Source organism: Nonomuraea sp. NPDC059194 (assembly GCF_042754765.1).
Classification (GTDB): domain Bacteria; phylum Actinomycetota; class Actinomycetes; order Streptosporangiales; family Streptosporangiaceae; genus Nonomuraea.
Window position 1 is genome coordinate 19,362 of record NZ_JBHZBH010000047.1, and the last position, 12,510, is coordinate 31,871.

The 12,510-nt window shown below is 70.9% G+C and carries 14 protein-coding genes; 11 read left to right on the forward strand and 3 right to left on the reverse strand.

What is annotated here, in order from left to right:
- Nucleotides 1–66 precede the first annotated feature (66 nt).
- On the reverse strand, nt 67–792 hold the full coding sequence (locus ACFXJ8_RS37525; protein ID WP_379649275.1) for a helix-turn-helix transcriptional regulator: 726 nt from the start codon (nt 790–792) through the stop codon (nt 67–69).
- 105 nt (nt 793–897) lie between these two features.
- The gene (locus tag ACFXJ8_RS37530) at nt 898–1,920 is read right to left on the reverse strand and encodes a PHP domain-containing protein (RefSeq protein WP_379649277.1); all 1,023 of its coding nucleotides are present in this window, start codon (nt 1,918–1,920) and stop codon (nt 898–900) included.
- An 83-nt stretch (nt 1,921–2,003) separates the two neighbouring features.
- On the opposite strand from ACFXJ8_RS37530, the gene ACFXJ8_RS37535 reads away from it, so the two are divergent.
- From ACFXJ8_RS37535 to ACFXJ8_RS37580, 10 genes are all read left to right on the forward strand, one after another.
- Nucleotides 2,004–2,381, forward strand: coding sequence for a hypothetical protein (locus tag ACFXJ8_RS37535; RefSeq protein ID WP_379649279.1), 378 nt, complete (start codon nt 2,004–2,006; stop codon nt 2,379–2,381).
- Nucleotides 2,381–2,821, forward strand: coding sequence for a hypothetical protein (locus ACFXJ8_RS37540; RefSeq protein WP_379649281.1), 441 nt, complete (start codon nt 2,381–2,383; stop codon nt 2,819–2,821). The genes ACFXJ8_RS37535 and ACFXJ8_RS37540 overlap by 1 nt, the downstream gene beginning before the upstream one ends.
- Nucleotides 2,821–3,975 (forward strand): glutathionylspermidine synthase family protein, encoded by a 1,155-nt coding sequence (locus ACFXJ8_RS37545; protein WP_379649282.1) that lies wholly within the window; start codon nt 2,821–2,823, stop codon nt 3,973–3,975. The genes ACFXJ8_RS37540 and ACFXJ8_RS37545 overlap by 1 nt, the downstream gene beginning before the upstream one ends.
- 58 nt (nt 3,976–4,033) lie before the next feature.
- The gene (locus ACFXJ8_RS37550) at nt 4,034–4,465 is read left to right on the forward strand and encodes a DUF350 domain-containing protein (protein WP_379649284.1); all 432 of its coding nucleotides are present in this window, start codon (nt 4,034–4,036) and stop codon (nt 4,463–4,465) included.
- A 73-nt stretch (nt 4,466–4,538) separates the two neighbouring features.
- Nucleotides 4,539–5,699 (forward strand): PucR family transcriptional regulator, encoded by a 1,161-nt coding sequence (locus ACFXJ8_RS37555; RefSeq protein WP_379649350.1) that lies wholly within the window; start codon nt 4,539–4,541, stop codon nt 5,697–5,699.
- A gap of 103 nt (nt 5,700–5,802) precedes the next feature.
- Nucleotides 5,803–6,702 (forward strand): ACP S-malonyltransferase, encoded by a 900-nt coding sequence (locus ACFXJ8_RS37560; RefSeq protein WP_379649286.1) that lies wholly within the window; start codon nt 5,803–5,805, stop codon nt 6,700–6,702.
- A complete protein-coding gene (locus tag ACFXJ8_RS37565; protein WP_379649288.1) occupies nt 6,699–7,655 on the forward strand; it encodes a beta-ketoacyl-ACP synthase III in 957 nt (318 codons plus the stop codon). The genes ACFXJ8_RS37560 and ACFXJ8_RS37565 overlap by 4 nt, the downstream gene beginning before the upstream one ends.
- 71 nt (nt 7,656–7,726) lie before the next feature.
- Entirely contained in the window at nt 7,727–7,966 is a 240-nt protein-coding gene (locus ACFXJ8_RS37570; protein ID WP_183646883.1) for an acyl carrier protein, read from the forward strand.
- Between the two features lie 50 nt (nt 7,967–8,016).
- Complete coding sequence (gene fabF, locus ACFXJ8_RS37575) at nt 8,017–9,249, forward strand: beta-ketoacyl-ACP synthase II (protein WP_379649290.1); 1,233 nt, start codon at nt 8,017–8,019, stop codon at nt 9,247–9,249.
- An 11-nt stretch (nt 9,250–9,260) separates the two neighbouring features.
- Nucleotides 9,261–10,685 carry a carboxyl transferase domain-containing protein gene (locus tag ACFXJ8_RS37580; RefSeq protein ID WP_379649292.1) on the forward strand — a complete coding sequence of 475 codons (1,425 nt, stop codon included), beginning with the start codon at nt 9,261–9,263 and terminating at the stop codon, nt 10,683–10,685.
- Between the two features lie 119 nt (nt 10,686–10,804).
- On the opposite strand, the gene ACFXJ8_RS37585 is transcribed toward ACFXJ8_RS37580, so the two are convergent.
- Nucleotides 10,805–11,299 (reverse strand): DUF3145 domain-containing protein, encoded by a 495-nt coding sequence (locus tag ACFXJ8_RS37585; RefSeq protein ID WP_379649294.1) that lies wholly within the window; start codon nt 11,297–11,299, stop codon nt 10,805–10,807.
- Between the two features lie 174 nt (nt 11,300–11,473).
- Between ACFXJ8_RS37585 and ACFXJ8_RS37590 the strand changes: the two genes are divergently transcribed.
- Nucleotides 11,474–12,490: a S8 family serine peptidase gene (locus ACFXJ8_RS37590; protein ID WP_379649296.1), complete on the forward strand. Its 1,017-nt coding sequence runs from the start codon at nt 11,474–11,476 to the stop codon at nt 12,488–12,490.
- Nucleotides 12,491–12,510 lie beyond the last annotated feature (20 nt).

The following is a 12,510-nucleotide window of genomic DNA, read 5'->3' on the forward strand; positions in this document are numbered from 1 at the left end:
AAGTTTCTCGAACAAGACAACGATAAGACGCCGATGCGACAACCCTATGTCGGTGTTTTCGATTGTTTAATCTAGAACTGTGCCGCGGACGATCATGTCGGGGACGTCCGTGACGTACCCCTCCAGCGGCCGGTCGGGGCAGCGCTCCTCGCTCAGCGTCGCGCCCGCGATCCGGTCCAGCCTGAAGACGCGCACGTCGTCGCGCAGGCGGCACCAGGCGACGAGGTACCAGAACCCGCCCCGCCCGCCGAGGAACACGCCCGGCTCGACGTCGCGCGAGGTGAGGACGCCCTTCCTGTCGGCGTAGTCGAGGTGGAGGACGCGCCTGCGCAGCAGGGCGTCCTCGATCGTGCGGGAGACGCCCGCGCGGCCGAGCGGCTGGATCTCCTCGCCGGTCTCCGCGGGCGCGACGAGCTGCACGCGGCGGGCCAGTTCCCTGGCCAGCTCGCCCTCCGAGCCCGGCATCGCGGCCACGACCTTGCGCAGCGCGCTGCGCGCCTGGCGGCCGAACGGCTGGTCACCCGCCCTGCTGAGCGCGATCGCGATGGCGACGGCCTCGGCGGGAGTGAAGTTGAGCGGGGGGAGAGAGTGATTCTTGTCGATCGCGTAACCGCCGCTGCGGCCCGGCTCGGCGTAGATGGGCACGCCGGACTCCTGGAGGGCGGCGATGTCGCGCTCGATGGTCCTGACGCTCACCTCGAAGCGTTTGGCGAGCTGGCGCGCTGACCGGCACCCCGGGGAGATGGCGCGCAGGTCCTCGACGAGCGCGTAGAGCCGATCGGTACGGTTCACAATCGGCACGCTACGCGCCGCCGCCGACAATTCCGCCTGTGCGGCAGGGGTTGGTGAGAAGAGTGTCGCCCGACCGTCACTGTCGGTGCACGCCCGACGCGCTCGCTAGGCGGCCGTCCAGTCCAGCAGCCGCCCCACCGGCCAGGTGTTGACGATCCGCTCGGCCTCCACCCCGCACATCGCCGCCCGTTCGCAGCCGAACCGCTGCCAGTCCAGCTGTCCCGGCGCGTGGGCGTCGGAGTCGATGGAGAACACGCAGCCCATCTCGTAGGCCAGTCGCAGCAGCCGCTTCGGCGGGTCGAGCCGGTCGGGCCTGGAGTTGACCTCCACCGCGACCCCGAATCTGCGGCACGCCTCGAACACCACCTCGGCGTCGAAGCCGGACTCGGGCCGCAGGCCGCCCCTCCTGCCGCCGCCCTTCACGATCCGTCCCGTGCAGTGGCCGAGCACGTCGACGTGGGGGTTCGCGATGGCCGTCACCATCCTGCGGGTCATCTCCTCGGCGTCCATGCGCAGCTTGGAGTGGACGCTCGCCACCACCACGTCCAGGCGGGCCAGCAGGTCGGGGTCCTGGTCGAGGGCGCCGTCGAGGTTGATGTCCACCTCGATGCCGGTGAGGATCCTGAACGGCGCGAGCTCGTCGTTCAGCTCGGCCACGCGGTCGAGCTGGGCGCGCAGCCGCTCGGGCGACAGGCCGTTGGCGATCGTCAGCCGCGGCGAGTGGTCGGTCAGCGCCAGGTACTCGTGGCCGAGCGACCTGGCGGAGGCGGCCATCTCCTCGATCGGCGAGCCGCCATCCGACCAGTCGGAGTGGCTGTGCAGATCGCCCTTGAGCGCGGCCCGCAGCGCGGCGCTCTCCCCGTCGAGGTCGGTCCCCTCGGTGGCCTGGAGCCTGCGCAGGTAGGTCGGGGTCTTCCCGTCGAGCGCCTCGGTGATGGCCAGCGCGGTGACCTTGCCGATGCCCGGCAGGTCGGCCAGGGCGCCGGCCCGTGCCAGCCGTACGAGCTCGTCCTGCGGCAGGTCGCCGACCGTGGCGGCGGCCCGCCTGAAGGCCCGCACTCGGTAGGTCGGCTCGCCCGCGCGTTCGAGGAGGAACGCGATGTCACGCAGTGCCTGGGTCGGCTCCATGGCGACATATCTACCCAGAGGGAACCCCGCTCCGCACACTCTCGTTGTCCGAGGTATAAACCCCCGATAAGCTCTGGAGCCCCATGGCAGGAACTCGCTCCCCCAAGTCGACCAAGGTGATCACGCTGACCGCGCTCGGCGTGATCTCGCTCATGGTGGTCGGGTTCTGCTCGGCGCAGGACGACTACGAAGAGGTCGCGGCCGACTGCGTCGACCTCAACACCCAGCTTCCCGACGGCTCGTATCTGATCGTCGACGACGACTACTGCGACGACGACGGGGGCGGCGGTGGCTCCCACTCCTCCCACCACGCCTACGGCTGGTACTACGGCGGCGTCAGGACGGGCGTGCGGGTGCTGAAGGGCACCACCGTGAAGCCCGCCGAGGCGCGCATCAGCAGCAGGAGTGGCCACGTCATCCAGCGCGGCGGGTTCGGCGGCAGGGGCGGGAGCGGCAGCTGATGGCGCGCAGGCTCTCCTCCCGAGCGGTGACGCTCGGCGCCATGGTGACCGTCTCGTCCGTCGTCCTCGCCGGCTGCGCCTCGGGCGGCTCCACCTACACAGCCCCCTACACCGACACCTACACGGGCTCGGACCAGGCCGTGATCGAGCCCGAGGAGGAGGTGGAGGAGGAGGACGATGTCGTCGCCCGGTGCGTCAGGCGTGACAGCGAGGACGACGGCGCCTACGTGATCGTGGACGACGAGCGCTGCGACGGCACCGGCCGGCACAGCGCCTACCTCTGGTACTACGGCGGCACCAAGATCAAGAACCGTGTCTCCAAGGGCACGACCACCCGCCCGCGCCACTCGTCCGTCGTGACGAGGAGCGGCGACCAGATCACCCGTTCCGGGAAGATCTCCACGAACGGCTTCGGCAACCGCACCTCCACGGGATCCTGATGCGACGCGAGCACGCCACTCCCCGCGACGGCTGGGAGAAGATCGTCGAAGGCCACGGCCTCGCCTACCACCGTTCCGTGCAGGCCGCGCACCTGCCGCGCCCCTACTGGGACGAGTCCGTCCACTACGTCTTCACCATGGACCAGGTGCTGGAGCTGGAAGCGCAGGTGGAGGAGCTCCACCGGATGTGCGTGGCCGCGGTCGAGCACGTCATCGCCGAGCGGCGCTTCGCCGACTTCGCGCTGCCCGAGTGGACGTGGCAGGAGATCGCCCGCTCGTGGGAGCGCCGCGACCCGCACGTCTACGGCCGCTTCGACCTGCGCTACGACGGCATCTCGCCGCCGAAGCTGCTGGAGTACAACGCCGACACCCCCACCTCCCTGGTGGAGTCGAGTGTCGTGCAGTGGTTCTGGCTGCAGGATCGCTTTCCCGACGACGACCAGTGGAACTCCATCCACGAGCGCCTTATCGACACGTGGCGCTCGCTGGTCCTGCCGACGGGTCCGACCCACTTCGCCTGGACCAACATGGACGAGACGGGCGAGGAGGCGATGACCGTCGCCTACCTGCAGGAAACCGCCGACCAGGCGGGGCTGGCCACGATCGCCATCGCGATGGAGGACATCGGCTGGGATCCGCTCAACAGGCGCTTCGTCGACACCCAGGGCAGGGTGATCCGCTCGGCGTTCAAGCTGTACCCGTGGGAGTGGATGCTGGCCGACGGCTTCGGCGAGCACGCCGTACGGCACGCCGCCTCGACCACGTGGATCGAGCCGCTGTGGAAGGCGCTGCTGTCGAACAAGGCGCTGCTGGCGGTGCTGTGGGAGCTGTATCCCGGCCATCCCAACCTGCTGCCCGCCTATCTCGACGGCCCACGCGAGCTGACCTCCTACATCGTCAAGCCGCTGCTGGGCAGGGAGGGCGCCTCGATGAGGATCGTCACCCCCTCGGGCGTGGCCGAGACGCCCGGATCCTACGGCGCCGAGGGCTACGTCTACCAGGGCTTCGAGGCGCTGCCCTTGTTCGAGGGGCAGCGGCCGGTGCTCGGCGCGTGGGTGGTCGCCGACGAGTCCGCGGGGCTCGGCATCCGCGAGACGACGGGGCTGATCACCGACGACACCTCCTCCTTCGTCCCCCACCGGATCGAGCTGTGATCCGTCCCCCGCACCCCCCGTCGCCGACGGTCTCGACCACGGCGCAGAAAGAGTCACCGTGAAACTCATCGACCACCTGGCCTCCGGCGCGCTGGCCATCGCCGCCTACGCCGTCCTCGGCATGATCCTGCTGATCGTCGGCTTCTACGTCATCGACCTGGCCACGCCCGGCAAGCTCAGCTCGATCATCAAGAACGAGCGCAACCCCAACGCCACCCTGCTGGCCTCCTCAGGGCTGGCCGCCGTCGGCCTCATCGTCGCCGCCTCGATCTGGTCGTCGGGCGGCGCGCTGCACGAGGGGCTGCTGGCCACGGCCGTCTTCGGTCTGGTCGGCATCGCCGTACAGACGGTGGCCATGCTGGTCTTCGACCTGGTCGCCGGCATCTCGGTGCGCGAGCTGATCAAGGAGAGCGATCTGCAGCCCGGCGCCCGCCTGCTGGCCGTGACCCATCTGGCGATCGGTCTCATCACCGCCGTGGCCGTCATCTAGCGGCCGCACACCCCTCAGCGATGCACTCTCCCGGACCTGGCACTCTAGAGGCGTGACAGACCACGAGGACCGGATGCGCGAAGACACCACCAGGCGTCTCGAGCGCAACATGGGCACCCTGGGCACCGCGGCCATGGCGCGCATGGACGAGCGGTTGCCGTGGTTCCGCGCCCTTTCGGCGGAGGACCGCTCCTGGGTCGGCCTGGTCGCCCAGGCCGGCATCGCCGCCTTCGTCGAGTGGTTCGCCCACGCCGGCGAGGGCCGCCCGACCCCCAGCATCGAGTTCTTCGGCACCGCGCCGCGGGAGTTGAAGCGTTCCATCTCGCTGCAGCAGACGGTCGACATCGTCCGCATCGTCGTCGAGGTCGTCGAGACCATGACCGACGAGCTGGCCGCGCCGGGCGGCGGCGACCAGCTCGAGCAGGCGATGCTGCGCTACACCCGCGACGTCGCCTTCGCCGCCGCGCACGTCTACGCCCGCGAGGCGGAGGCGCGCGGCGCGTGGGACGCCAGGCTGGAGGCGCTGATCGTCGACGCTCTGGTGCGCGGCGAGGTCGACGACGGCCTGCACTCGTGGGCGGCGGCGCTCGGCTGGACCTCCTCGCCCGTCGTGGTGCTCGCCGGCCACGCGCCCGACGACGACCCGCGCGCCGTCATCGACGGCCTGCGCGAAAAGGGCAGGCGCATCGGCATGGACCTGCTCGCCGGGGTCCAGGCCGACCGGCTGATCGTGATCGTGGGCGGCGCCCAGAGCGTGGACCAGGCCTCCAGGCAGGTCGTGCCGCGCTTCGGTCCCGGCCCGATCGTCATCGGGCCTGAGGTGCCCGACCTGCACGCGGCCGCCCGTTCCGCGCGGGCGGCGATCGCCGGGCTCAAGGCCTCCTCCGGCTGGCCCGACGCGCCCAGGCCGGTGCACGCCGAGGACCTGCTGGCCGAGCGGGCGCTCGACGGCGACGAGGACGCCAGGGAGCAGCTGGTGGAGAACGTCTACCTGCCGCTGGCGGGCACGCCGCTGCTCGACACGCTGGCCACCTACCTGGAGCAGGGCACCTCGCTGGAGGCGACGGCCAGGCTGCTGTTCGTCCATCCCAACACGGTCAGGTATCGGCTGAAGAAGATCACCGAACTGACCGGCTACCAGCCGACCGAGGGCAGGTCGGCCTTCACCCTGCAGGTGGGGCTGATACTGGGCAGGCTTGCCGAGAGCGCCGTGACCTGGCGCGCTCTAACGTAACAATGCCGAAACCCCCGCTGTAGGGTTCCTACAAAGTGCCTGGGACAAAGTTCGTACGGATCTCCATCATCGTGTTGGACTTCTACAGGGCATGGTGGAATCCGTGTTCGTACTCGTCGCCCCGGGCCAAGGCGCCCAGACCCCAGGCTTCCTGTCCCCCTGGCTAGAGCTACCAGGCCTCGCGGACAGGCTTTCGGCATGGTCGGAGGTCGTCGGGCTCGACCTGATCGCCTACGGCACCACCGCTGACGCCGACGAGATCCGCGACACCGCCGTCGCCCAGCCGCTGCTCGTGGCCGCCGCCCTGGCCGCCGCCGAGGCGCTGGGCGCGACCCCCGACCTGCTGGCGGGGCACAGTGTCGGCGAGTTCGCCGCCGCCTCGCTGGCGGGCGTGCTGACCCCCGAGCAGGCGCTGACGCTGATCCGCGAGCGCGGCCAGGCCATGGCCAAGGCCGCCGCGGTCACCGAGACCGGCATGACCGCCGTGCTCGGCGGCGTCGAGGCCGAGGTGCTGGCCGCCATCGCCAAGCACGGGCTGACCCCCGCCAACATCAACGGCGCCGGCCAGATCGTGGCGGCGGGCACGCTGGAGCAGCTGGCCGCCTTCAAGGAGGAGCCGCCCGCCCGCGCGAGGCTCATCCCGCTGTCGGTCGCGGGAGCGTTCCACACCGTCCACATGGCCCCCGCCGTCGACCACCTGCGCGCGGGGGCCGCCGGCATCACCCCCGCCGACCCGCACACCAGGCTGCTGTCCAACGCCCACGGCCAGGTCGTCGACAGCGGTGCCGAGTTCGTCAGGCTCCTGGTCGACCAGGTCAGCAACCCCGTCCGCTGGGACTCCTGCATGCAGACCATGGCCTCGCTCGGCGTCACCAGGATGGTCGAGCTGCTGCCCGGCGGCACCCTGACCGGCCTGGCCAAGCGCGCCCTGCGCGGCGTGGAGAGCGTCGCGCTGAAGACCCCCGACGACCTCGATGCGGCCAGGGAGCTGATCAAGCGATGAGGATTCCCGACGCCGCCCCCGGGGCGAAGATCCTGGCCTTCGGCCACTACCAGCCGACCAACGTCGTCACCAACGACGACCTGGCCAAGACCATCGAGACCAACGACGAGTGGATCCAGTCGCGGGTCGGCATCAAGGAGCGCAGGGTCGCCCTCGCCAACGAGTCCGAGATCGACATGGCCGTCCAGGCCGGCGGCAAGGCCCTGGCCGGCTCCGGTCTCGCCGCCGCCGACATCGACCTGGTGATCGTGGCCTCCTGCACGCTGGAGTCGCAGATCCCCAACGCCGCCGGGCGGGTAGCCCACCGCCTGGGCATCGAGGCCCCCGGCGCCTTCGACGTCAACGCCGCGTGCGCGGGCTTCTGCTACGCGCTGGCCGCCGCGAGCGCCGCCGTACAGTCCGGGCAGGCCACGAACGTGCTGGTCGTCGGCACGGAGAAGCTGTCGCAGTGGATCGACTGGAACGACAGGGCGACGGCGGTCATCTTCGCCGACGGCGCGGGCGCGGCCGTGGTCACGGCTTCTGACAGCCCCGGCATCGGCCCCGTGGTGTGGGGCAGCGCCGGCGACAAGTACGACGCCATCATCGTCAAGGACCGCGACTCCTTCCTGCACCAGGAAGGACAGACCGTCTTCCGCTGGGCCACCACCGCGCTTCACCCGGTGGCCAAGCAGGCGTGCGAGCGTGCGGGGGTCGACCCCGCCGACCTGGCGGCGTTCGTGCCGCACCAGGCCAACCTGCGCATCATCGAGGCCATCGCCCGCAAGCTCGGCGCCGACAACGCCGTCATCGCGCGCGACATCGTGCTGGCCGGCAACACCTCGGCGGCGTCCATTCCGCTGGCGCTGTCCCGCATGATCGAGCGGGGCGAGGTGCAGTCGGGCCAGCTGGCCCTCCTTCTCGGCTTCGGCGCCGGTCTGACCTACGCCGGCCAGGTCGTCGAGATCCCATAGCTTGTACGGCACGGCCGCTGGTGCGGCCTGCCGTACAAAACCGAAAAGAATCCCAAAGGAGAACTACCGACATGGCAGTCAGCGAGCAGGAGATCCTCGAGGGCCTCGGCAAGATCGTCAACGAGATCACCGGGATCCCGGCGTCCGAGGTCACCCCGGAGAAGAGCTTCGTGGACGACCTCGACATCGACTCCCTGTCCATGGTCGAGATCGCCGTGGCCGCGCAGGACGAGTTCGGCGTCGAGATCCCCGACGACCAGCTCAAGAACCTGAAGACGGTCAAGGACGTCCTCAACTTCATCCAGGCCTGACCTCATCCGGGTCTGAGTCTTCCCTTCTGATCAGCAAGGAGCGTAACCACGTGAGTGCGAACCGGGCACGAGTCGTCGTCACCGGGCTCGGCGCGACGACGCCCCTCGGTGGAGACGTCACCTCGACCTGGTCGGCGCTCCTCGCCGGTCAGTCTGGTGTGCGTAACCTCACCGAGGACTGGGTCGACAGCGTCCCCGTGAAGTTCGCGGGCGTCGCGGCCGTCGACCCGTCCGAGGTGCTGCCGCGGCCCGAGGCCCGCCGTCTCGACCGCAGCGAGCAGTTGGCCCTGGTCGCGGCGCGCGAGGCCTGGCAGCACGCGGGCGCGCCGCAGGTGGCGCCCGAGCGGCTCGGCGTGGTCGTCTCCAGCGGCATCGGCGGCATCACCACGACGCTGTCGGCCTACGACACCTTCAAGGAGAAGGGCTGGAACCGCCTTTCGCCCTTCACCGTGCCGATGCTCATGCCCAACGGTCCCGCCGCGTGGATCGGGCTCGACCTGGGCGCGATGGCAGGGGTGCACGCGACCGTCTCCGCCTGCGCCTCCGGCGCCGAGGCGATCGGCTACGCGATGGACATGATCAGGTCAGGCCGCGCCGACGTCGTCGTGGCCGGCGGCACCGAGGCGGCCATCCACCCGCTCAACATCGCCGCCTTCGCGGCCGCGCGGGCCATGTCGACCCGCAACGACGACCCGCAGGGCGCCTCGCGTCCGTGGGACCGCGACCGCGACGGGTTCGTGCTCGGCGAGGGCGCGGGCATCGTCGTTCTGGAGTCCGAGGAGCACGCCAAGGCACGCGGCGCGAAGATCTACGCCTACGCGGCCGGTGTCGGCTACTCCGCCGACTCCCACCACATCACCCAGCCCGAGCCCGAGGGCAGGGGCATCATCATGGCGATGACCCAGGCGCTCACCGACGCGGGCGTGACTGGCCAGGACGTCAAGCACATCAACGCCCACGGCACCTCCACTCCGGCCGGTGACGTGATCGAGGTGCAGTCGGTGGCCAAGGCCATCGGCACCCACCCGCTGGTCACCTCCACCAAATCCATGACGGGCCACCTGCTGGGCGGCGCCGGCGGCATCGAGTCGGTCTTCACGATCAAGGCTCTCGAAGACCGGATCGTGCCCGCGACCATCAACCTGGTCAACCCCGACGACGGCATCGAGGTGGATCTCGTCCACGGCGAGTCCCGCAAGCTGCCGCAGGGCGACATCGCGGCGGTCAACAACTCGTTCGGGTTCGGCGGCCACAACGTGACCGTCGTCTTCACCACGCACTGAGGGAGCCCAAGATGACCGTGCTCGACAACGGGGTGGTGACCGGCGCCTCTGATGAGACGCCCGTCGATCCCCGCGATCCGATCGTCCGCCTGACCGCGCTGCTCGACGAGGGCTCGCTGCGGCTGATCACTCCCCAGGACAAGAGCGGCGTCCTTGCCGCCATGGGCCGCGTCGAGGGTGTTCCCGTCGTCGCGTTCTGCAGTGACGCCCGCTTCCAGGGCGGCGCGATGGGCAGCGAGGGCTGCGAGCACATCGTGCACGCCTACGACGTGGCCGTCCGCGAGCGGGTGCCGGTCATCGGCGTCTGGCACTCCGGTGGTGCGCGACTGGCCGAAGGCGCCGAGTCGCTGCACGCCGTCGGCCGGGTCTTCGCCGCGATGACCAAGGCGTCCGGCATCGTTCCGCAGCTGTCCGTGGTCGTCGGCCCCGCCGCCGGCGGCGCCGCGTACGGCCCCGCCCTCACCGACATCGTGATCCTCGCCGACCAGGGCCGCATCTTCGTGACCGGCCCCGACGTCGTGCGCAGCGTCACCGGCGAAGACGTCGACAGCGCGGCGCTCGGCGGCCCCGAGCCGCACAGCAAGCGCAGCGGCGTCGTCCACGTCGTCGCCAAGAGCGAGGCCGAGGCGCTGCTCAAGGCGCGCCAGCTGGCCGTGCTGCTCGGCCACCAGGGCAGGGTGCGCACCTCGTCGGTCGAGGAGACCGACTTCTCCACGCTCCTTCCCGAGTCGGCCAGGCGCGCCTACGACGTCAAGCCGCTCGTCAACGGCCTGCTGGACGAGAAGGGCATCGAGCTGCACCCCAAGTGGGCGCCCAACATCGTCACCACGCTCGGCCGCCTGGGCGGCAGGACCGTCGGCGTCATCGCCAACAACCCGATGCGGCTGGGCGGCTGCCTCGACGCCACGTCCGCCGAGAAGGCCGCCCGCTTCGTACGCATGTGTGACGCGTTCGGCGTCCCGCTGGTTGTCCTCGTGGACGTTCCCGGCTACCTGCCGGGCGTCGGCCAGGAGCACGACGGCGTGGTCCGCCGCGGCGCCAAGCTCCTGCACGCCTTCGCCGAGGCTTCCGTGCCCCGCGTCACGCTCGTGACGAGGAAGGCGTACGGCGGCGCGTACATCGCGATGAACTCCCGCGCGCTCGGCGCGACCAAGGTCTTCGCGTGGCCGACGACCCAGGTCGCCGTCATGGGCGCCGTCGCGGCCGTCCGCATCCTCAAGCGCCGTGAGCTCGCTGCCGCTCCCGAGGAGGAGCGGGCCGAGCTGGAGCAGCGCTTGGCCGAGGAGCACGAGAAGCTGTCCGGCGGGCTGCGGCGGGCCCAGGAGATCGGCGTGATCGACGAGGTCATCGACCCGGCGAGCACCCGCGGCGCCATCGCCAAGGTGCTGGCCACGGCGACCCCCGCCAGGGGCGCCCACGGCAACATCCCGCTATAACGACGCGTCGACAGTGCCCCTCCGCCCTTCCGGGGTGGGGGGCACCTGTCGTTCGGGCTCGCGCACGCAACAGCCCGTGAGCCGGTGCGCGGCTCGCGGGCCGGAGGGGGAGGTGGGTGTCAGACGGCGGCGTGCAGCCAGCGGACCGGCGCGCCGTCGCCCGCGTAGCGGAAGGGCTCGAGCTCCTCGTCCCACGGCTTGCCGAGCATCTTGTCCAGCTCGTCCTCCAGGACGCACCGCCCCTGGGCGGCCATGAGCATGACCGCGCGCAGGCGGTCTTCGGGGATCATGATGTCGCCGGCCGCCCCGATCACGGCAGTGAAGGCGCCGAGCGTCGGCGTGTAGGCGTGCCTGGAGCCGTCGACGCCGGGCGAGCCGTCCTCGGTAATCTCGAAGCGGATGCGCTGCCAGCCCATGAGCGAGGAGGTGATGGCCGCGGCGATGCCCGGGCGTCCTTCCCACTCGGCCTGCGCGCGCACGACGTTCGGCGCGGCCGGTTGGGGCGTCCACGTCAGGTCTACGGGCACGCCAAGGACACCCGCGACTGCCCATTCGATATGAGGGCACAGCGCGGGCTGAGCCGAGTGGACGTACAGCACGCCACGAGCAGACACCGGACCTCCCGTTTCGGTACGAGGTGCGCCTTCCCCAACGGCCTCGTCCCGGGATGATCACAAGTGACTAGGGAGAGACTACCGTCGGTCGCCGTCCGGTGCTAGAGGGGGGCTATACCAAGATGTTGCGGCTGTGGCATGTGACGCCTGGCCCGGCGCGGAAAGATACCGGCCATGGACATCCAAGCCGTCGGCGCGGCGCTCATCCGACCGGGCCAGATCCTCACCGATCGGGGCGCCATGTCGGCCGCCGCGCAGTGGACACAGGCGGTGGCCGAGGCCGACGGCGTCTTCCGCATCAGGCTCACGCCGGGCGTCGACCCGTGCGAGATCGCGCTGCGGTTGCGGGAGGAGGGCTTCCGCGCCTCGCCCAACCACGTGCTGGCCGGTCAGCCGCTGTGGTTCGGGGGGCCTGCCTCCAGGCCGTTCCCCTCCGAGCCGGTCGAGGCGCCCTCCGGCGAGGGCACGCCGGCGACGGTCGGCGTGCTCGACACCGGGATCGCCGACCACCCCTGGTGGTCGGGCAGCGACTGGTACGGCAGGCTCGGCCCCGAGACCGTCGACCGGCCCAACGACGACGGCAACGGCGGCGGCAGGCTCGCCCAGCAGGCCGGGCACGGCACGTTCATCGCGGGGCTCATCCAGCGCCGCGCCCCCGGCAGCGTGCTGCGCGTGGCCAGGGTGCTCGGCGCCGACGGCCTCGGCGACGAGGCGGGCCTGCTGCGCGCGCTCAACCGGCTGCGCGACAATCCGCCCCAGGTGCTCAACCTCTCGCTCGGCTGCCACACCTTCGACGACAAGCCCTCCAGCCTGGTCGCCGACGCGCTGGCCACCCTGCCCGGCACGGTGACGGTGGCCTGCGCCGGCAACACCGCCTCCGACCGGCCGTTCTGGCCCGCCGCGCTGCCGGGGGTCGTGGGGGTGGGTGGCCTCGACGCCGCGGAGGAGCGCAGGGCGCCGTTCTCCGCCTTCGGCCCGTGGGTGGACGCATGGGCCAGGAGCGAGTGGCTGACCAGCGCGTTCCTCGAATGGGGCGAGTTCGGCGGCTACGCGCACTGGAGCGGCACGTCGTTCGCCGCCGCGCTGGTGTCGGGCGCCTTCGCCGCGGCGCCGTCGGCGCGAGCGGCCGCCGACCTCCCCGGTGCACGGGAAATTGCTGATCTCCGAGTTGTCGTCCCCGCGGGTCTGTAGAGTTTACGCTCAGTCCTCGT